At 57.3% G+C, this 16,722-nt stretch carries 27 protein-coding genes and 2 tRNA genes; 11 read left to right on the top strand and 18 right to left on the bottom strand.

Features of this window, described 5'->3' with window-relative positions; genetic code table 11:
* Positions 1-13 precede the first annotated feature (13 nt).
* Positions 14-394, top strand: a complete 381-nt coding sequence (locus tag ACSQ3J_RS05315; RefSeq protein WP_436038820.1) for a hypothetical protein — start codon at positions 14-16, stop codon at positions 392-394.
* Position 395: 1 nt separating this feature from the next.
* Here the strand turns inward: ACSQ3J_RS05315 and ACSQ3J_RS05310 are convergent, their stop codons facing one another.
* Both ACSQ3J_RS05310 and ACSQ3J_RS05305 read right to left on the bottom strand, forming a co-directional pair.
* A complete protein-coding gene (locus tag ACSQ3J_RS05310; RefSeq protein ID WP_436038819.1) occupies positions 396-794 on the bottom strand; it encodes a hypothetical protein in 399 nt (132 codons plus the stop codon).
* 47 nt (positions 795-841) lie between these two features.
* On the bottom strand, positions 842-1,129 hold the full coding sequence (locus tag ACSQ3J_RS05305; RefSeq protein ID WP_436038818.1) for a hypothetical protein: 288 nt from the start codon (positions 1,127-1,129) through the stop codon (positions 842-844).
* Positions 1,130-1,198: 69 nt separating this feature from the next.
* On the opposite strand from ACSQ3J_RS05305, the gene ACSQ3J_RS05300 reads away from it, so the two are divergent.
* The 5 genes from ACSQ3J_RS05300 to ACSQ3J_RS05280 all read left to right on the top strand — a co-directional run bounded on the left by ACSQ3J_RS05300 (position 1,199) and on the right by ACSQ3J_RS05280 (position 3,141).
* On the top strand, positions 1,199-1,927 hold the full coding sequence (locus ACSQ3J_RS05300) for an N-acetylmuramidase family protein (protein ID WP_436038817.1): 729 nt from the start codon (positions 1,199-1,201) through the stop codon (positions 1,925-1,927).
* Positions 1,927-2,220 (top strand): hypothetical protein, encoded by a 294-nt coding sequence (locus tag ACSQ3J_RS05295; protein ID WP_436038816.1) that lies wholly within the window; start codon positions 1,927-1,929, stop codon positions 2,218-2,220. The genes ACSQ3J_RS05300 and ACSQ3J_RS05295 overlap by 1 nt, the downstream gene beginning before the upstream one ends.
* Entirely contained in the window at positions 2,217-2,450 is a 234-nt protein-coding gene (locus tag ACSQ3J_RS05290; protein WP_436038815.1) for a hypothetical protein, read from the top strand. Before ACSQ3J_RS05295 ends, ACSQ3J_RS05290 begins: the two co-directional genes overlap by 4 nt.
* 134 nt (positions 2,451-2,584) lie before the next feature.
* The gene (locus tag ACSQ3J_RS05285) at positions 2,585-2,911 is read left to right on the top strand and encodes a hypothetical protein (protein WP_436038814.1); all 327 of its coding nucleotides are present in this window, start codon (positions 2,585-2,587) and stop codon (positions 2,909-2,911) included.
* Positions 2,908-3,141: a hypothetical protein gene (locus ACSQ3J_RS05280; RefSeq protein WP_436038813.1), complete on the top strand. Its 234-nt coding sequence runs from the start codon at positions 2,908-2,910 to the stop codon at positions 3,139-3,141. The genes ACSQ3J_RS05285 and ACSQ3J_RS05280 overlap by 4 nt, the downstream gene beginning before the upstream one ends.
* Before the next feature lie 20 nt (positions 3,142-3,161).
* On the opposite strand, the gene ACSQ3J_RS05275 is transcribed toward ACSQ3J_RS05280, so the two are convergent.
* The 3 genes from ACSQ3J_RS05275 to ACSQ3J_RS05265 all read right to left on the bottom strand — a co-directional run bounded on the left by ACSQ3J_RS05275 (position 3,162) and on the right by ACSQ3J_RS05265 (position 5,104).
* A complete protein-coding gene (locus tag ACSQ3J_RS05275; RefSeq protein ID WP_436038812.1) occupies positions 3,162-3,653 on the bottom strand; it encodes a hypothetical protein in 492 nt (163 codons plus the stop codon).
* 34 nt (positions 3,654-3,687) lie between these two features.
* Complete coding sequence (locus ACSQ3J_RS05270; protein WP_436038811.1) at positions 3,688-4,158, bottom strand: hypothetical protein; 471 nt, start codon at positions 4,156-4,158, stop codon at positions 3,688-3,690.
* A gap of 358 nt (positions 4,159-4,516) precedes the next feature.
* On the bottom strand, positions 4,517-5,104 hold the full coding sequence (locus ACSQ3J_RS05265) for a hypothetical protein (protein WP_436038810.1): 588 nt from the start codon (positions 5,102-5,104) through the stop codon (positions 4,517-4,519).
* A gap of 245 nt (positions 5,105-5,349) precedes the next feature.
* Between ACSQ3J_RS05265 and ACSQ3J_RS05260 the strand changes: the two genes are divergently transcribed.
* Positions 5,350-5,931, top strand: coding sequence for a hypothetical protein (locus ACSQ3J_RS05260; RefSeq protein WP_436038809.1), 582 nt, complete (start codon positions 5,350-5,352; stop codon positions 5,929-5,931).
* On the opposite strand, the gene ACSQ3J_RS05255 is transcribed toward ACSQ3J_RS05260, so the two are convergent.
* The 3 genes from ACSQ3J_RS05255 to ACSQ3J_RS05245 form a co-directional block, all read right to left on the bottom strand.
* Positions 5,893-6,249 carry a hypothetical protein gene (locus ACSQ3J_RS05255; protein WP_436038808.1) on the bottom strand — a complete coding sequence of 119 codons (357 nt, stop codon included), beginning with the start codon at positions 6,247-6,249 and terminating at the stop codon, positions 5,893-5,895. The genes ACSQ3J_RS05260 and ACSQ3J_RS05255 overlap by 39 nt on opposite strands.
* A 2-nt stretch (positions 6,250-6,251) precedes the next feature.
* Positions 6,252-6,572 carry a hypothetical protein gene (locus tag ACSQ3J_RS05250; protein WP_436038807.1) on the bottom strand — a complete coding sequence of 107 codons (321 nt, stop codon included), beginning with the start codon at positions 6,570-6,572 and terminating at the stop codon, positions 6,252-6,254.
* A 179-nt stretch (positions 6,573-6,751) separates the two neighbouring features.
* Positions 6,752-7,060 (bottom strand): hypothetical protein, encoded by a 309-nt coding sequence (locus tag ACSQ3J_RS05245; RefSeq protein WP_436038806.1) that lies wholly within the window; start codon positions 7,058-7,060, stop codon positions 6,752-6,754.
* Between the two features lie 67 nt (positions 7,061-7,127).
* Between ACSQ3J_RS05245 and ACSQ3J_RS05240 the strand changes: the two genes are divergently transcribed.
* From ACSQ3J_RS05240 to ACSQ3J_RS05230, 3 genes are all read left to right on the top strand, one after another.
* On the top strand, positions 7,128-8,177 hold the full coding sequence (locus ACSQ3J_RS05240) for a PIN domain-containing protein (protein ID WP_436038805.1): 1,050 nt from the start codon (positions 7,128-7,130) through the stop codon (positions 8,175-8,177).
* Between the two features lie 319 nt (positions 8,178-8,496).
* A complete protein-coding gene (gene ligD, locus ACSQ3J_RS05235) occupies positions 8,497-9,552 on the top strand; it encodes a non-homologous end-joining DNA ligase (RefSeq protein WP_436038804.1) in 1,056 nt (351 codons plus the stop codon).
* A gap of 70 nt (positions 9,553-9,622) precedes the next feature.
* Entirely contained in the window at positions 9,623-10,060 is a 438-nt protein-coding gene (locus ACSQ3J_RS05230) for a hypothetical protein (RefSeq protein ID WP_436038803.1), read from the top strand.
* A 236-nt stretch (positions 10,061-10,296) separates the two neighbouring features.
* On the opposite strand, the gene ACSQ3J_RS05225 is transcribed toward ACSQ3J_RS05230, so the two are convergent.
* The 10 genes from ACSQ3J_RS05225 to ACSQ3J_RS05180 all read right to left on the bottom strand — a co-directional run bounded on the left by ACSQ3J_RS05225 (position 10,297) and on the right by ACSQ3J_RS05180 (position 16,462).
* Positions 10,297-10,372: transfer RNA gene (locus ACSQ3J_RS05225), tRNA-Phe, on the bottom strand.
* 188 nt (positions 10,373-10,560) lie between these two features.
* The gene (yacG, locus tag ACSQ3J_RS05220) at positions 10,561-10,767 is read right to left on the bottom strand and encodes a DNA gyrase inhibitor YacG (RefSeq protein WP_060500369.1); all 207 of its coding nucleotides are present in this window, start codon (positions 10,765-10,767) and stop codon (positions 10,561-10,563) included.
* A 4-nt stretch (positions 10,768-10,771) separates the two neighbouring features.
* Positions 10,772-11,392, bottom strand: a complete 621-nt coding sequence (locus ACSQ3J_RS05215) for a Maf-like protein (protein WP_060500367.1) — start codon at positions 11,390-11,392, stop codon at positions 10,772-10,774.
* Positions 11,393-11,440: 48 nt separating this feature from the next.
* Positions 11,441-11,659, bottom strand: coding sequence for a translation initiation factor IF-1 (gene infA / locus ACSQ3J_RS05210; protein WP_037105236.1), 219 nt, complete (start codon positions 11,657-11,659; stop codon positions 11,441-11,443).
* Between the two features lie 126 nt (positions 11,660-11,785).
* Complete coding sequence (locus ACSQ3J_RS05205) at positions 11,786-12,274, bottom strand: low molecular weight phosphatase family protein (RefSeq protein ID WP_060500366.1); 489 nt, start codon at positions 12,272-12,274, stop codon at positions 11,786-11,788.
* On the bottom strand, positions 12,271-12,741 hold the full coding sequence (locus ACSQ3J_RS05200) for a UPF0262 family protein (RefSeq protein ID WP_060500364.1): 471 nt from the start codon (positions 12,739-12,741) through the stop codon (positions 12,271-12,273). The genes ACSQ3J_RS05205 and ACSQ3J_RS05200 overlap by 4 nt, the downstream gene beginning before the upstream one ends.
* The gene (gene hisD / locus ACSQ3J_RS05195; RefSeq protein WP_060500362.1) at positions 12,738-14,042 is read right to left on the bottom strand and encodes a histidinol dehydrogenase; all 1,305 of its coding nucleotides are present in this window, start codon (positions 14,040-14,042) and stop codon (positions 12,738-12,740) included. The genes ACSQ3J_RS05200 and hisD overlap by 4 nt, the downstream gene beginning before the upstream one ends.
* A gap of 63 nt (positions 14,043-14,105) precedes the next feature.
* Positions 14,106-14,546 (bottom strand): DUF2948 family protein, encoded by a 441-nt coding sequence (locus ACSQ3J_RS05190; RefSeq protein WP_060500360.1) that lies wholly within the window; start codon positions 14,544-14,546, stop codon positions 14,106-14,108.
* Between the two features lie 107 nt (positions 14,547-14,653).
* Complete coding sequence (gene murA, locus ACSQ3J_RS05185) at positions 14,654-15,946, bottom strand: UDP-N-acetylglucosamine 1-carboxyvinyltransferase (RefSeq protein ID WP_060500358.1); 1,293 nt, start codon at positions 15,944-15,946, stop codon at positions 14,654-14,656.
* A gap of 267 nt (positions 15,947-16,213) precedes the next feature.
* On the bottom strand, positions 16,214-16,462 hold the full coding sequence (locus ACSQ3J_RS05180) for a hypothetical protein (protein ID WP_060500356.1): 249 nt from the start codon (positions 16,460-16,462) through the stop codon (positions 16,214-16,216).
* 157 nt (positions 16,463-16,619) lie between these two features.
* Here ACSQ3J_RS05180 and ACSQ3J_RS05175 point away from each other — a divergent pair.
* A tRNA-Thr gene (locus ACSQ3J_RS05175) sits at positions 16,620-16,694 on the top strand.
* The last annotated feature ends 28 nt before the right edge of the window (positions 16,695-16,722 follow it).

The following is a 16,722-nucleotide window of genomic DNA, read 5'->3' as shown; positions in this document are numbered from 1 at the left end:
CGGGGTCCGCTCAATGCTCGCACAATTTCAATCCGCAATGTCGTCGGTCTACAACGGCTGGGTCCTTTTCGCCTGTATTATATATAGCTTCGGCGCATACCCGTCGCTCGCGATGAAGCTCACCTCGCTGCGGAAATTCGGTCTTTTGAGAGCAGCCTGCTGGCTCGCTATCTTGGCATCCTTGTACGTTTTCTCGATTGGCGTTCACCAAGCAATCGATTGGCACAATCCGCTGGCGGGCAAGGAAGCTCAGGTAGCCGGTACCGTCCACAACGCAAAGGGCGGGCTTGTCATCTTGCTGATCATGGTATGGCCATACGCATTGATGCTTGTCGGAGGCATGATCGGCCACTTATCGATAAGGGATTTGCTCCGATTACGCCGCGTGACCTAGCTCACGCGTCGCCAGGATACAGTCCATTCAATCCCGGCAGCACTGTCTCGCGAATTTGATCGATCTGGCGGTGCCACCACCGTTCCTCAGCGGGGACAAAATCTGCTTCGCCCGGGCCGCGCACGAAAGGTGCTCTCAGCCGCAGCACCGAAAACATATCTTCGCCTTGAGACATCAGGTTATGCTCGCCCTGATCGAAAAACATAATGAATGCGTGCTTCTCAAATGTGAGGGTCCAGACGTCCAGGGTATCGCCGCCGACGTCGGCATCGCGTTTGATCGACACGTCAGTCAGTCGTTCCCACTCGGGAACGGTCTCACCGAAGTTGACTTGGAAGCCTGCCAGCGTAGCGGCTTTGTGAGACACAGCAGTCGTTTTCGAAAATAGCTTGCCGAACATTGCGCCCTCCACGTTGTGCTGCATTGAGCCGATGATGCAACCGCACGTCAACCAGGTTTTTTGCCGATGGTCATCTCAAGCATCATGATGGCCATCATGGCGGGACCGCTGTCGACGATACTCGATTCCTCTTCCGGTCGGTGTTTGTAGCGCCCCACCTCGCGGCCAAACCAGTTCTTCCTTATGTCCTCGATCTTTATCAGATGTCCGCCGCTGACACGCGCGACAGTCGCCCGGAACGGCCAGCGTGGATCACGCAAGGAGCCGACACCGGTTGCCCTGACCTGGGTTTTAAAATCTTGCAGCAGTTTTTCGTCGATCTCGAAATCTTGCATTATTCTCTTTGCCGTTTCAGCCGACCGGGCAAGTCTTGATGTAACGTTATTACATCGATGGGAGTTCCGGTGTCGTTGCTCGACTTATTCCGAAAAGATGAAGGCCAGATTGAGGAGCAGCCGGACTGGCGACAATCGGTCCATGACTGCCTCGGCGGCGAAGAGACCGCATGCAAGTGGGTCGAAGCGACCGCCTCGGCTCTCCCCAAAAACTTCATCGGCCCGCATACCAAAATGTCCGTCGGTGCCTTTGTAAAAGCTGCAGAACTCCTTTCCGTCACCCAAGCCCATGTCCGCGCGGTCGCATCTGTAGAGGCCCTTGGCTCAGGATATCTCTCAAGCGGCCGTCCCAAAATCCTATTCGAGGCTCACAAGTTCTCGGCGGCAACTGGCCACAGATACGACGTCAGCCATCCCAACATCAGCTCCAGGAAGTGGAACAAGGCACTCTACGGTGCTGGTGGCGAGCACCAGTACGCTCGCCTGGCTGTGGCTCTGAAGCTCAATGAAACCGCAGCGTTGGCATCTGCAAGCTGGGGTGCATTCCAACTCCTCGGTAGCAACTTCGCCGCCACAGGTTATCCGTCCGTCCAGGCATTTGTCTATTCCACCTGTCAGTCCGAGGATGAGCAGCTCTTCGGATTCTGCGGTTTCGTGAGGGCCAGTCCGGCGATGCACAAAGCGCTGAAGGCCAAAGACTGGGCCGGGTTCGCGAGCCGGTACAATGGGCCTGGTTACCGAAACAACGCCTATGACACCAAGATGGCGGCGGCCTTCAAGAAATTTGGGAGACAATAATGGGTAGATCGATTCCGGACAAAGTGGACCCCTATGTCCCCCGCACATCAATCCTGATCCGCGAGCACCTTACAACTCTGATCCTGCAGCGCATCGATGAGTTGGGCATCAGTCCGGCAGAGGTCATGCGCTACTATCGGACCTTCCGGAAAGGCTACATTGAAATGATGCGTGACGGCGTCGTCTTCGGTGAGAAACGCTTGTTTTCGATGTGTGAAGCTCTCGAAATCTTCCCGGTCATCAGCCTCGCGAAGGACCGGCGCGATCAGTACCGTCGCATGGAGGCCGCATGACCAAGCCTCGCCATCAAAAATCCCGCACGTATTCTAAGCGCCTGACCGCGTGGAGCCTTGTCGGCATCTTCGGCCTTGCATTCTATGGCGCGGATGCCGACGTCATCACGGTCGTCGGCTCAGCCGCGATTGCTCACCTGCTGCTGTATATGGGCACCGGCCACCTCGACATGCGTTCGATCCTTGCGAGTGAGCTGTTGAAGTTCAGAAAGCGGGGTCCGGATGTCTAAGCTATTCAGTTCAGGTGAAGACTATACGGCTTGCGAGATGGGGGTTGTTTTCGCATGTACCGAGAGCCTTGGCCTCCCGTATGGAATTGGAGCGGTGGCGGTAATTGCCGCAATCAGAGCGTGGAACCGTCGCCATGTTTGATTTCGGTGTGTCGACATATCTCAAGATCGGTGCCGTCGTGGCGGTCATCGCCGTCGTTGGCCTCGGTTACCGGCACTATGCTGGCCTCACCGACAAAGTGTCGTCGCTCAAGATCGAACTTGCCGACAAAGAAAGTGAACTGCGATCTGCCAAGGCCGCAGTCGAAGCCTTGAATGAAGTGGCAAAGGCGGCCGAAATCGAGCAATCGAAGTCGGCAACACTTCAGACAGCCGTCGCGAAAGTCAGGGTCGCCGATGACGTCCAGTTACCGAAGCCTCTCACCGACGCGTTCCTGCAGCGGTTCGGTGGCGGCCAATGATGGGCAAGATCGCAACCGCTGCTTCCATGATGTTTATCGTCATGGTGATCATGTCCTGCGCGACCACGATCCCGTCGGCTCTGCTGACGTGCAAGGACGAACCCCGCTACATCGGGCGGTCATCGGTTTCGGCTGCCGATCTGTTGGAGTTTACAGACAAGGTTGCGGTCGCTGGTGCCGACTGCCGGTCGAAACTCGCGGCTGTCCGGAAAATCGAAGCCCATAATTGATCGCCATCTTTGTCCTGAGGTCAGCCACGATCTTTCACGTCGGCATCAACGATGTAGTTTAGCTCCCATTCGGTGCGGATGTTTTCATTGGTTGCCGAGAGGGCGTCGGGTTCAACTCTCTTTGGGAGGAACTCATCGGCGTTCCGCTTCCATTCGAGGGGGTAGATTACCCATGGGGCGGCCAAAAGCACTGCGCCAAAAATGTATGTCCAGATCGTTGGAACGGGGAAACCAAAATAGCTAATACAAAGCCATGCGAGCCCAACTGCGCTAACGCCGAAGGTGCGACTGGCAAGCGATTCCTGCTTCTTATCGTAGAGTTCGATTTGAAGGCTGCTGATATAGGATTGAACTTCTTCCGGTAGATCGTCGAATGTCGCGGCCGGGTGGCTTGGGGCCATCCGAAAGGCGTCAAGTTTTCGTTTTTGGGCTTCGGTCAAATTACCTTTGTAGCCCGACCGTCGATACCATGGCAGCACCTCAAGTTCCTTGTTACGCCGCCACATGACCATCCCAATCCTCCGCGCTCGCTTCAAATATCGAATTTCAATCGAATGGTACCGCGTCGCTGAGTTTAAGGCAGTCGCGAGCCATGAACCGACCTGCGTTCAATCCGGCTTCGGTGAGCTTGTAATATGTGATCCCATCGCGAGCGTCACCTCTTGCCATCAGACCTATGGAGTATAGTGCCTCCATAGCATCAATGGCGAGGCTCTCGGACAACCCGGAAATGTCTGCGGTGGTTTTGCCTGACATCGCACGATCTGCAACATTCGCCCAAAGCGAGAGCAACACTATTCCAGTATTCTTTCGACCTGGCAGCTCCATCTCAGCCAAAATTCGATTCAAAATTTGGTGCCTCGTAATATCAAGGGGCCGCGATGTTTCTGAGATCGAATTCTCCGCAGCTAGCAGAGACAGGGAGGCTGCGGCAGCCTTTGTATCTATGGCAATGTCGGCTGCCACAACGGGGCAGGAGAATGCTTTCTTGCGTTTAAAGCGATCAAAAATCGACATCGTATCTCCAGCGTAGGTTCGGTCACGATAGTTGAACCCACAAGAAATTAAAGGCCCCGTTTCCAGAGCCTTTGTTTCTAGATTGTTGGTCGCTTGAAAACTCCTGCAGGCGGCCGTCTCATGACCGCTGGTTTGGGCGGCAGTCGGCTTGGCTGCTCGACCAGGATCGGTGGCGCAGCCTTTCGAGCCGCTATCATTTTCGCTAGCGTAGTCGCATGTGCATACACCCTTGCAACAGCGTCGGCATCAGACACCAGGGCATACAACTTTCCGCTCTTTGGCCACAGATTGGGGTCTGACATAAAGCGTTGCTCTGTTGGCTCGCCCTGAAAAACTGGGAACCAGACGAATTCCCGTCTCATGCAGCTTCTCCCAAGCGTTCGGCAGCGAACGCTTCCAGGACCCGAAGCCGAAGCTCGTCTGGTGTCGACAGCCATTCCACTCCTTCGAGCTGGTAGTCGACGAGGCACCATCGGTCGAAATTGAAAACGTCACAGACCTGATCGGCGGTCACCAGCCCGGATCGCAGCAGACGCCGTAAACGGGATCGACTCTGTGCTCGGTCATCAGACCCACCTTTTTGCCAGTGGCCGCTCGGCTGTGCGACCCATGATGCGCCTTCGACGTCTGCCAAAAATTGGGCTTGCCAAAGCCACTGGCACTCGTAGAGCTGGTCGCCGTTATCGTCGAGCACCACGAACGCCGGGTTCATGTTCGACCTGGATCGACGCTTGATCCACTCGACGGCGACGCTCCAGTAGTCGTCGGGTGAGATCGTCCGGTCTTCGCTATAAGAGAGGTATGCCTCGATTGTCCGAGGCCGCTTTCCAAGAAACTCAGCCAGGCCCTCGACCTGCTCGGCGTGCTTGGCTTTCGGCTCATCGCCGAACATGGGGAGGAAATCCCGTAGCCGATACGGCATCTCAACTTTTTTCATTATCATCATTTGCAGCTCCCTGATCGCAGGACACGACGTCCTCCAAACAAGGGTTTGAGCAAAACCCGTCGGCCACAAGCAGATTTGTGGGAATAGCAGCGCCGAGGAAAGCAAAGCTCTCGCAATCAATGGTCGCGTCAACAGAATAAAGTTGGATGGTGTGTGGGATAGCAATACCTGTCGGCGGATGTTTGTTGGTTTCGTCGCCGGGGCAGATGGTGATGCTCACACAATAAGAAGTAGGGAGCTTCAAAATGTTTCGGTTTATCCAAGCGATACTAATGGGAATAATGCGCATCTTCCAGACGACGGCCCAATCAATTTGGGATGCATTCGACTGGTCGATCCGGACCTCGGGTCGATTGATTGACGCTGCTGTCAGTATGGTAACAGGCGGCGGTGGAGTGGGACCTGCACCGCCGGTCAAGGACATGAAAGCGGCGCTGCCACAGATCGATACGATCACTCAAGCCAGGGAGCTAGCAGAGGGCGAAGGTAAAGCGGCCGAGATCATCAATCGACAATCTCCGGCGCAGCAAGCCATGACGTTCGCGATGATGTCTGAGGATGACCGGATGTCTGCCGATCTCTCTCTTCTCTCTGATGACCAGATCGATTGGCTGAATGGCTTATCGGAAGGCCAACTACGTTCAATTACTGACGCGACTGAACAGAGAGTTACGGCCGCGCTTGCAGGAGAGCCGAAGGCCTTGGTCGCCATCCGTTCCGTCAATGAGCCTGAACCAGAAGCGGAGACAATCCTTGGAACGCGGATCGCCGCATTCCGAGCGGGCAATTTAGCTTTGGATCGTCCGATGGCCTTCGCGTTGCATTGACCGGCGGCGATTGTTGAAGGCGTCGGCAAATTTATAGAAATTCTGCCGACGTTTCCGCTTCAGCATTCCCACAATGGTAGGGAGATAGCCAGGTTCTTCAGCGAGCCAGCTCTGGTACAGACCCCAGGCTTCGGCCTCAAGCTCGGCTCGCTCATCTTCCTCTGCCGTTGGCGGCGTCGCGCCAACTTCCTCATCATACCGAATAGCCTGCAGCTCATCGTACAGATCGCTGTACCGGCGGAAGCCCGTTGCGACCATGACCTCTTTTGTCGACATTTCGCCGTCGATCCAATGCTCGATTGCAGCATCAGCGTCCATGATCAAGCCGCCTTTCGTGCGAGCCGACGAGCCGACTCGTAGTGCGTTTTAGCAGACGCAGCGAGGCGACGATTTTCAGCCTTCAGCTTTTCGATCTCGGCAGCCTGATCGGCCGCAAAACGGACCACCTCATGCGCGTAGCCGATAGCGTAATCCAACTGGCCACGAAGCTGATGAGATGCCGCGCCCTCGCGAGCCGCACGCATAGCTGCCAATCCGTTGAGGTGCGCATTGACTGCGCCCGAAGCCATCACGGCGAAAATCATGCCAGTCTGTGCAGCAGCCACGCCCGCTGGATTTTTCGACGTAAACATATTCGACATGATGGTCTCCGACGCACAATTGACGAGCACACATTGCAGTATGATTCGTTAAAATCGGGTTAACTGATTCCAATTTCTGGCAATTATGTCAATATCTAAAGTATATCTTTTCATGGCAGACATTTGTAACATCTACTCTGCATTTTAGTTATTCTGTTATCCAAAATAAAATAGCAGCCTTATCTAGGCGGCTTGCCAACAATCCACCTGTTGCTTCCTTTAGATGAGCATTTCCGGCACCGGAGCAAAGGCGCGAGTGTGCTGATGATGACGGACGGATATTTTGCTTCGAGCCAATCGCGGTCAATCCAACCTTCGCGTTCGCAGCGCGAACACCGGCCGCCGATGAGGACCCAGCTATGAATGTCGCCAAATTTACCGCTTGCGACATCGATGAGGTCGGCGACTTCAGCGGGCTTGTCGACAATCACAGGAGGATCGGGCATGCGGGTTAGGTCAATGCTGCGACGGTGTCTCATGTCGTTCACGATATGTTCCTATTGAGCCCAGAGTCAATATATCGTCTGTTGGCCGAGTAGCAGGAGTTAGTGCAAATTGAGTTCCAAACCGACACATCAGAAAGCCGAACCACTAAAGACCCGCCATGTGTTTTTTGACACCGAGGTTTACAAGCGGGCGGGGTTCAACCTTCGAAACTCTCAATTCAAGGCATTCGGGGAATACCATGAAGCGGGGCGTCTCTCTCTTCATACAACTGACATCACCTTTGCAGAAGTCGCCAGACAGATCGGAGAAGTGGTCACTGAGAAAATTGGGCAGTTGAATAAACTAAGACGCGATTTCGGCAGGATGTCTCAACTAACGACCGACTTTCCGGAGCTTCCACGGCTTGACGCGTCGCAGCTTACCCAAGCGCTGTGGAAGGGCGTTCTAGAGGTCCTGGTGAGCGAGCTATCATCAAACCACATCCTTGCCATGCAAATTGCCCCGCGCAGGATATTCGAGAAATATTTTGCTGGGGAAGCGCCCTTCACCAATAGAGGCAGCAAAGAATTTCCTGACGCTTTTATCGTCGAGGCGTTAGCGGACTACTGTTCAAGGCACGGGATCACGATGTACGTAATCAGCGGCGACAGTGCTCTCCGAGCAGCAGCGGCCTCGCATCCTACGCTACTGCCTCTAGCCTCCATTGATGACCTTTTGGCATCGTGCGCCGCTGAGGCTGATATCGACTTGGAGCCAATGGTCGAGGCGATCTTCGAAACTCCCCACTTTGACGATCAGCTTGTTGCCGCGCTGCACGACCAATTGGGATTCGTCGAAGGTATCTACTACGGCGATTTGACGGACGGTACCGTTCGAGAAGTGTTCGTGGATGAGGTTCAAGCAATTGATGGTTACCGCCTGGCGGCGATAGACAACAAATCCTTATCGCTAATTCTCGATGTGCCGTGCGTTTTGAGTGCGACAATTGACTACATTTACGACGATCCAGACGTGGATGAAGGTGACGGTGAATACTTCACGACCGCGACCGAGTCATCAAGAAGTCGCGCAACGTTGAAACTGTACGTGAGGATCGATACTGCTACGGGCGACTTCAAGGAAGCGGAGCTGCTCACGAAGCGCACCATCTTCGAATAGGTGCACAAGCTTACGCCCACCACGGCCGACGATCTCGCCGGAAAACTTATCCCGGCACGGTTGCGTTATGCCGCCGACCGGGGAACAATTAATCATCGCCTGCGAGCGAGCGAGGGCACGCGTCAACGCGGCGGGTTTCCCGCACGCGGCTGCGGCCGCATCAAGGCCGGAACTACCGGCTTCAAAAGAGTGGCGGGGCGCTGTCGTAGCTCCGAGTCAGGTTAGAGCGCCTTGGTAACAAGGAGGTCGTGGGTTCAAATCCTTTCCGCTCGCCCCGCCATTTCATTCCATTTTAAGCAAATGCTGGTTCGATACGTGGATGGTCAAGCGTCCTCGCGCTCCGCGCTCAATCCCACTTCGAGAAACCCCGGCACCCGATATCCAGGGTGGCCGCCGCCGCCCTCGCGACCCCGCCCAGCCGACACTTCCGTTCGACCCAATGCCGGATCGAATTGAACCGTGTCTCGCGCTTCTGAAATCGTCAGCTCCATCTGGATCGGATTGGATTTTCGAGGTCAAATGGGACGGCTATCGTCTGGCCGTCCACCTCGATCACGGACGCGTCCGCATTATCACACGTGGCGGCCATGACTGGACCCACCGGTTTCCTTCCATCGCGGCTGCAGCCAAGGCTCTGCCGGTCGGGACGGCCATCCTTGACGGCGAGGCCGTTGTCCTCGACGAGATGGGGCGATCTGATTTCAACGCCCTCCAGCAGGCTCTGGGCGGTCGCTCCGGCAAACGGACCGCTGAAGAGGCTATCTTGATCGCGTTTGATCTTCTGTACTTCGATGGCCATGATCTCCAAGGGCTTGAACAGGAAAGTCGTCGCCATCTCCTGGAGGATTTGATCCCGGCTGACTCAAATGGCGGTATACGCCTGTCGCAAGAAATCGAAGGTGACGGGCCAGCGATTTTTTCAGTGGCCACCGAGCACGGTCTGGAAGGTATCATCGCTGAACGCCGGGGCGAGCCATACCGATCAGGGCGCGGCGGTGAATGGGTCAAGATCAAATGCATTCAGTCCGAGGGCTTCGCGATCATTGGCTATAAGCGCTCGACTGACGCATTCGGTGGGATCGGTAGGTTGCTGCTGGCCGCGATGAAGGACGGCAAGCTGACTTACGTTGGCGGGGTCGGCACAGGCTTCAATCAGCGGTCAGCAACTGATCTCCGCAAGCAGCTGGACAAGATCGTTATTGACAAGCCCGTAAGCGCTATTGGTGGGAAGAAGACGGCGGCTGTTTGGACGCAGCCTTTACTCGTGGCGGAGATTGAATTTCGTGCGTGGACGGCCGACGGCAAGCTGCGACATTCTAGCTTCAAGGGGCTGCGCGATCCAGGTGATGCGGAGGAAATCTATGAAATAATTTGACGGGCGCTCTTGTAAACCCCTTGCCGGACTCTCTAGTTGGGTATGCGGTTCAACATACAGGAGTAACCGCTTGACCATCAACAAACCCAAAAATGAACAAGAGATGCGTGACGGCAACGACGCTGCCCGCCTCGCAATGTCCCACAAGTATTTAGGCTTCGTGTTTTCGCCACGACTTCTAGCACTTGGCGACGAACATTTGATGGCAGCGGCTCGGGCAGTAGCTCTGACCACTTCCTTCGACAACGAGGACAGGAACGCTGGGACCGTGACGTCTGGCGTGCTTCGCATTCGTTGGATGATTAAGTATGAAGCCGACAAGGCAAATGTTAAGCGTTTCGACAAACGCAGTCGTGGAAACCGTCTCCTCATAGTTTCACTTGAAAGCGAAATCGAAGAAATTCGGTCGCAGCTTCAATTCAGAATCGTCTCATCCGAAATCGAGGGAGTTGCCACCCCTTCCAGCTGGCTGAATTATTCGGAGTTTGTAAGCACCATTTCCCAGTGATGACGCAGCTTTAAAACGACTGAGATCATAAATCAAACCATCGGCTCGTACTGGAAATAGCGCGAGCCGATCTGAACTCTCGCCTGTGGTCACCAACCTGTTGACAAGCTCACACAGGGTCTACGTTGTCGTCAAAAAGGGTATCAACGGGGTATAAAGTCAAAAATGTTGACGATAACCCAATTTGTCTCTCGGACAAGAAATAAGATAACCACTTGATTTCGCTAGAAAAAGTGTGGTGCCCGGAGGCGGATTTGAACCACCGACACGCGGATTTTCAATCCGCTGCTCTACCAACTGAGCTATCCGGGCATCCTGCCTTTGCGGGCAATGGTTCCGCTTTCAGAACCGTGGGGCGTTGGTTTCGCCCCGGAAGCGAGCGGGGTTATAACATCTTGTTCGGCGGTGTCCAGCACCAAATGACGTTTTTTCGACAGGAAAATGTCATTTGATGCAAATAATTGAAAAACAACGGATATCCCGCGAAAATCCGGGCGTTCTCAATCCTCGCCGTTGGCTTTTGATTCATCGTCGGCGACTGGAATCGCATAAGAGCCGGTCAACCATCTGTTCAAATCGACATTGCGGCAGCGGTCAGAGCAGAAGGGGTAGTGTTCGCGGTGCGACGGGCGCCCGCACTCGGGGCAGGGCACGGTCTTGCGCAGTGGCGCCACGTTGGAGGCGCCCTTGGTTTCGTCTGAGCTCATGGCCTTAGCCCTTCATCCAGCTGTCATGCACGTCGTAGCCTTCGCCTGAAAGCAGACTGACGGTCTCATAGAGCGGCAAGCCGACGACATTGGTGTAGGAGCCCACCAGCTTGACGACAAAGCTGCCAGCAATGCCCTGGATGCCATAAGCACCTGCCTTGCCGCGCCACTGGCCGGACGCCAGATAGCTGTCGATGTCGTGACTGGAAAGGCGCTTGAAACGAACCTTGGTGTCGATGACCTTCTGGCGCACCGTCTTGTCCGGCGTGATCAGGCAGACGCCGGTATAGACGCGGTGGCTGCGACCGGACAGAAGGTGCAGCGCGCTTGAGGCTTCGCTGACCAGTTCCGGCTTGCCAAGGATACGGCGGCCGACGGACACGACAGTATCGGCGGCGAGGATATAGCTCCCCTCCCAGCCGGGCTCGCCCTTGATGGCAGCGAGCGCAGCTTTGGCCTTTTCGGCAGACAGCCGCCAGGCGAGCGAGCGCGGATGCTCGGTGCGCTTCGGTGTCTCGTCGAGATCCATCGGCATCAGGCGCGCCGGCTCGATGCCTGCCTGCGCAAGCAGTTCGACGCGCCGCGGCGAGCCGGAAGCCAGGATCAGCTTATGTGTCAATGCCATCGCAACAGGGCCATCGATCTCGAGTTTGCGGCTGAGGCCGCACTGCGCTTACTTGAAGCGATAGGTGATACGGCCCTTGGTCAGGTCGTAAGGCGTCATTTCAACCAGGACCTTGTCGCCGGCGAGAACGCGGATGCGGTTCTTGCGCATGCGGCCAGCCGTATGGGCAATGATTTCATGCTGGTTTTCGAGCTGGACGCGGAACGTTGCATTGGGAAGCAATTCGGTAACGACGCCCGGGAATTCGAGGACTTCTTCTTTCGCCATGTAGGATATGTCTTTCTGTGCTTCGGTAGAGGCGCGTGCCGCGCCTTTTAAAAATTTGGCGGAAACTACACAATCGCCGCGGTTTTGTGAACAGCAGCGGCTTCATTTTCCGGTTTGGTCAGCGCCCTATGCCATCTTATCCGGCATTTGTCCAAGCAAACGATGCTTGAGCAGGCTGGCAATGTGATTTCGAACCTCGCGATAGGCCGAAACGATCTGCTCGCGGGTGCCGGTGGCCACCGTCGGATCCGGCGTTGGCCAGTAGACCACATCGATCGCCATCGACCGCGTCAGTTCCAGTGCCGCATGATGCGCTTCGGGCGCCAGCGTGACGATAAGATCGAAATAGTCGTCTTCCAGTTCGTCTAGCGTATGCGGCTGGTGCCGCCCTGCCGTCAGCCCGATCTCCTCCAGAACCACATCGACGAAAGGATCGCGCTCTCCGGGGCGAACCCCGGCCGACGCGACATAGGTGCCTTGTGGCAACATCGCCTTTGCCAGCACTTCCGCCATCGGTGAGCGGATCGCGTTCATGCCGCACATGAACAGCACCGATCCCGGCGATTTGACGCTCCGCTGCGGCTTGTTGGGGGAAGCAGCGACCGTCACCGTCATCCCCGCCAGTAGAGCACACACACCAGCGTGAACAGACGCCGCGCCGTATCGAAATCGAGTTTGATCTTGCCCGACAGCCTGTCCATCAGCGTCTGCGAGCCCTCATTGTGAATACCGCGCCGCCCCATGTCGATCGCTTCGATCTGGCTTGGCGTTGAGGAACGGATCGCCTCGTAATAGCTTTCGCAGATCATGAAATAATCCTTCACGATCCGCCGGAACGGTGTCAGCGACAGGATATGGGTGGCAACCCCCGCGTCGGTCTCGGTGGTAATCGCGAAAACCAGCTTGGAATCGACCAGAGACAGTTTGAGCCGGTAGGGGCCGCCGATGTGGCCGGCCGGCTCGAAGAAATTCTCCTCGATCAGATCGAAGATCGCAACCGCCCGTTCATGCTCGACATCGGGCGTCGAGCGGCCGATGGTTTCGTCGAGCAGGACATCGCAGAGACGGTGGCTGGATGTCATCCCTCGCCCCCGAGATTGAGGCGGATGGCAACCGAGCGCGCATGGGCTTCCAGGCCTTCTGAGCGGGCAAGCGCGATGGCGGCCGGTCCGAGATCGCGCAGCTGGTCGGCGCCGAGCCGCAGGATCGAGGTGCGCTTCATATAATCAAGCACGCCGAGGCCGGAGGAGAACCGGGCGGAGCGTGCGGTCGGCAGCACGTGATTGGAGCCGCCGACATAATCGCCGATCACTTCCGGCGTGTGGCGACCAACGAAGATCGCACCGGCATTGCGGATTTTCGGGATCATCGCATCGGCGTCGGCGAGGGCAAGTTCGAGATGTTCGGCGGCAATGCGGTTGGCGAGCGGCACGGCCACGTCAAAATCAGGCACCAGGATTACGGCACCAAAATCACGCCAGCTGGCGCTCGCCGTTTCCGCCCGGGGCAGGGTGCGCAGCTGGCGCTCGACCGCGGCCTCGACCGCGGCCGCAAAGGCTGCGTCGTCGGTAATCAGGATCGACTGGGCGCCAACATCGTGTTCGGCCTGGGCCAGAAGATCGGCGGCGATCCAGTCCGGATCATTGTCGCGGTCAGCGATCACAAGCACTTCCGAAGGGCCAGCGATCATGTCGATGCCGACAGCGCCAAACACCTGGCGCTTGGCGGCGGCGACATAGGCATTGCCCGGGCCCATGATCTTGGCGACCGGGGCGATGGTTGCCGTGCCATAGGCAAGGGCCGCAATCGCCTGGGCGCCGCCGATACGGTAGATTTCCGAGACCCCGGCCATGCGGGCGGCGGCGAGAACGGCCGGATTGATCACGCCACCATTGGCGGGAACGACCATCACGATGCGCTCGACACCCGCAACCTTTGCCGGCAGCGCATTCATTAGCACCGAGCTTGGATAGCTCGCCGTGCCGCCCGGCACATAGAGACCGACAGCATCGATCGCCGTCCAGCGCGAGCCGAGGCCGACGCCCATTGAATCCTCGTAAATATCGTCTTTGGGCCGCTGGCGGGCGTGATGCGCCTCGATGCGTACGGCGGCGACCTTAAGTGCGCCCAGCACTTCGGAGGGAACGGCGTTGATAGCGGCATCAATCTCGTCCGCCGTCACCGCCATGCCGGTAACAGCGAAATCGAGGCCGTCGAATTTCCTTGTGTATTCGGCCAGCGCCACGTCACCGCGCAGACGAACGTCATCGATGATCGTCTTGACCACGGCGTTGACGTCTTCGGACACTTCCCGCTTGGTCGTCAGAAAGGCTGCGAATTCGGCTTCGAAGCCCGGGGTCAGATAGTCGAGACGGATGGCCAATGGAAACGTCCTTATGCGCGGTCGGCAGAGATGCGCGGCCCTCTTGGGCCGGCGGTCAGGATATCAGGCGCCGGCGGGATGGCGCGGCTTGAAACCGGTTTCCCATGCACCGCCGGTATCTGCAAGCTGAACCTCGATACATTCCACATCGAGCATGATCGAGGCTTCACCGGACAGGATGAACTCGACGGTTCCGTCCGGCCCTTCGCCGTTCTGTTCGAACTGGATGGCCAGAAGCGACAGCACCTTCTCGTCGTCCTTGCGGCTGAAGCCGATTGATCGGACGGCCGTGACGCGCTTGAAGGCGAGCAGGCTGCGGCGGCGCTCGAACGACTTGCCGCGACCTTCGGCCGTTTCCCAGACGAAGCGATTGATGACCAAGGACAACTGTTTTAAGCGCGGCGCGTAATCGAGGCCGGAAACCTTGAAGACCGCGTCCTGCACATGGGCGGACACGATCTCCAGATCTTCCTGATCCAGCGCCATCAGCTTCAAACCGTCCATGCCAATCATCCCTTGCCTGGGCAGCCAGAGGCCACCGTCATCATGAGAAAGGACATAGGACGCCAGCGTCGAATCCGCAACCGTGGACGCGGATTCGAAAGGCCGGATCAGTCGCTGACGCGCTCGACCTGCGCACCACAATTGTTCAGCTTCTCTTCCAGTCGCTCAAAACCGCGATCGAGGTGATAGACGCGCGAAACCATGGTATCGCCCTCGGCCACCAGACCGGCGATGACAAGCGATACGGATGCACGCAAATCGGTCGCCATGACAGGGGCGCCCTTCAGGCGCTCGACACCCTCGATTTTCGCCGTCTGTCCGGACAGGGTGATCTTGGCGCCGAGACGGGCCAGTTCCTGTACGTGCATGAAACGATTTTCAAAGATCGTCTCTGTAATGTGCGAGGTGCCTGCAGCCTTGGTCATCAGGCCCATGAATTGGGCCTGCAGGTCGGTCGGGAAGCCCGGGAAGGGGTCAGTCACCACGTCCACAGGCTTGATGCCGCCACCGTTGCGCACGACGCGAAGGCCGCTTTCGGTCTCGGTGATTTCGGCACCGGCGCGGCGGATCGCTTCGATCGCCGTGTCGAGCAGTTTGGCATTGGTGCCTTCGAGCACGACATCGCCGCCGGTCATGGCGACAGCCATGGCATAGGTGCCGGTCTCGATCCGGTCAGGCAGGACGCGGTGGCGTGCGCCCGACAGCGAGGTGACGCCCTCGATGGTAATCGTCGATGTGCCAGCACCAGAAACCTTGGCGCCCATTGCGTTGAGGCAGTTGGCGAGATCGACAACTTCCGGCTCGCGTGCGGCATTGCCGATCACCGTCGTGCCGTTGGCAAGCGTCGCCGCCATCATCATCACGTGGGTAGCGCCGACCGAAACCTTCGGGAAGACATAGCGCGCGCCGACCAGGCCGCCTTTTGGGGCCGTTGCATTGATGTAGCCGCTGTCGATCTCGATATTGGCACCAAGCGCCGTCAGGCCCTCGATGAACAGGTCGACGGGCCGCGTGCCGATGGCGCAGCCGCCCGGCAGCGAGACGCGGGCCTTGCCTTCGCGAGCGAGAAGCGGGCCGATGACCCAGAAGCTGGCGCGCATCTTGGAGACCAGTTCATAAGGAGCGGTCGTATCGACAATGTTGCGCGACGTGAAATGAATGGTGCGCGAATAGCCTTCGCCCTGGCGTTCGCGGCGGCCATTGACGGAGATGTCGGCGCCATGATTGCCAAGGATGCGGATCAGCTGCTCGACATCGGCCAGATGTGGCACGTTTTCGAGCGTCAGCGTATCGTCGGTCAGAAGCGACGCGATCATGAGCGGCAGCGCGGCGTTCTTGGCGCCGGAAATCGGGATGATGCCGCGCAGCTCGTTGCCGCCGGTAATTCTGATGCGATCCATAGGGTACCTTACGGGCGCCGCCCGCCTTTCCTGATAGTCCGGACTTTTAAGAGATTGGCGTCTCCATAAAGGATGCACCGTGAAATGAGAAGCGAATTGAACAAAGGCGGTGTAGCCGCATTCGGAGATATGCAGATACAACACCACACAGTCTGGATGATCTAATCCGCAGGCCCCGTCGACATCGGCGTGGTCTTGGACGTAACAATGACTTCGCCAACCACCGGCGATCCGCCCCCGGATCCGGTCAATGGTGCTGGCGGGGGATTATTCAGCCGATTCGTCCGTTTTTGCGGCAGGCAGGCCGGATGTTTCGTCGGCCGCCCCGGCGCGGCGCGCCCGTCCTTGCTGCTTGCGCCGTAAAAGATTGTCGCGCAGCGTCTTTGCCGCCCGCTCGCGTCGTGCCTCGGCCTGCCGCTCGGCCTCATGCCCCGGTTCAAGCTTGCCCGCTTCGAGCTTGCTTGGCGCAGCAGGCGTTGCAGCGTGTTTGCGTGTCTGATCATTATTATCTTGCATGACCGCTCAGATACCGCAAAACCAAGCACTCCGGAAGAGCGGCGTGTTTTTCGAACACGCCATCCAGTGAAAACTTCGATTTGCTGCTTGCGCTCCGCAACAAGCTATGGCAATAGGCCCTCGCTCGCGCCGGACAAACACTGATCCAGCGCACGATGCTGCTATAGCTCAGGGGTAGAGCACTCCCTTGGTAAGGGAGAGGCCGAGAGTTCAAATCTCTCTAGCAGCACCATTATTCTTCGTGGATAAACCCTCTGGAA

Source organism: Rhizobium sp. LjRoot98, from assembly GCF_964252935.1.
In the GTDB taxonomy this organism is placed as follows: Bacteria; Pseudomonadota; Alphaproteobacteria; order Rhizobiales; family Rhizobiaceae; genus Pararhizobium.
Note: the sequence above shows the minus strand (reverse complement) of the source record. Positions and strands in the feature narration are given on the sequence as shown.

Coding starts and splice junctions, on each gene's coding strand:
- yacG (WP_060500369.1), bottom strand. CDS start 10,767: ATGAGCTCAGACGAAACCAAGGGCGCCTCCAACGTGGCGCCACTGCGC.
- ACSQ3J_RS05205 (WP_060500366.1), bottom strand. CDS start 12,274: ATGACGGTGACGGTCGCTGCTTCCCCCAACAAGCCGCAGCGGAGCGTC.
- ACSQ3J_RS05250 (WP_436038807.1), bottom strand. CDS start 6,572: ATGTCGAATATGTTTACGTCGAAAAATCCAGCGGGCGTGGCTGCTGCA.
- ACSQ3J_RS05295 (WP_436038816.1), top strand. CDS start 1,927: ATGGGTAGATCGATTCCGGACAAAGTGGACCCCTATGTCCCCCGCACA.
- ACSQ3J_RS05260 (WP_436038809.1), top strand. CDS start 5,350: ATGTTTCGGTTTATCCAAGCGATACTAATGGGAATAATGCGCATCTTC.
- ligD (WP_436038804.1), top strand. CDS start 8,497: ATGGTCAAGCGTCCTCGCGCTCCGCGCTCAATCCCACTTCGAGAAACC.
- ACSQ3J_RS05200 (WP_060500364.1), bottom strand. CDS start 12,741: ATGACATCCAGCCACCGTCTCTGCGATGTCCTGCTCGACGAAACCATC.
- infA (WP_037105236.1), bottom strand. CDS start 11,659: ATGGCGAAAGAAGAAGTCCTCGAATTCCCGGGCGTCGTTACCGAATTG.
- murA (WP_060500358.1), bottom strand. CDS start 15,946: ATGGATCGCATCAGAATTACCGGCGGCAACGAGCTGCGCGGCATCATC.
- ACSQ3J_RS05180 (WP_060500356.1), bottom strand. CDS start 16,462: ATGCAAGATAATAATGATCAGACACGCAAACACGCTGCAACGCCTGCT.
- ACSQ3J_RS05290 (WP_436038815.1), top strand. CDS start 2,217: ATGACCAAGCCTCGCCATCAAAAATCCCGCACGTATTCTAAGCGCCTG.
- ACSQ3J_RS05275 (WP_436038812.1), bottom strand. CDS start 3,653: ATGGTCATGTGGCGGCGTAACAAGGAACTTGAGGTGCTGCCATGGTAT.
- ACSQ3J_RS05305 (WP_436038818.1), bottom strand. CDS start 1,129: ATGCAAGATTTCGAGATCGACGAAAAACTGCTGCAAGATTTTAAAACC.
- ACSQ3J_RS05285 (WP_436038814.1), top strand. CDS start 2,585: ATGTTTGATTTCGGTGTGTCGACATATCTCAAGATCGGTGCCGTCGTG.
- ACSQ3J_RS05215 (WP_060500367.1), bottom strand. CDS start 11,392: ATGGCATTGACACATAAGCTGATCCTGGCTTCCGGCTCGCCGCGGCGC.
- ACSQ3J_RS05190 (WP_060500360.1), bottom strand. CDS start 14,546: ATGGACGGTTTGAAGCTGATGGCGCTGGATCAGGAAGATCTGGAGATC.
- ACSQ3J_RS05280 (WP_436038813.1), top strand. CDS start 2,908: ATGATGGGCAAGATCGCAACCGCTGCTTCCATGATGTTTATCGTCATG.
- ACSQ3J_RS05255 (WP_436038808.1), bottom strand. CDS start 6,249: ATGGACGCTGATGCTGCAATCGAGCATTGGATCGACGGCGAAATGTCG.
- ACSQ3J_RS05315 (WP_436038820.1), top strand. CDS start 14: ATGCTCGCACAATTTCAATCCGCAATGTCGTCGGTCTACAACGGCTGG.
- ACSQ3J_RS05310 (WP_436038819.1), bottom strand. CDS start 794: ATGTTCGGCAAGCTATTTTCGAAAACGACTGCTGTGTCTCACAAAGCC.
- ACSQ3J_RS05270 (WP_436038811.1), bottom strand. CDS start 4,158: ATGTCGATTTTTGATCGCTTTAAACGCAAGAAAGCATTCTCCTGCCCC.
- ACSQ3J_RS05265 (WP_436038810.1), bottom strand. CDS start 5,104: ATGATGATAATGAAAAAAGTTGAGATGCCGTATCGGCTACGGGATTTC.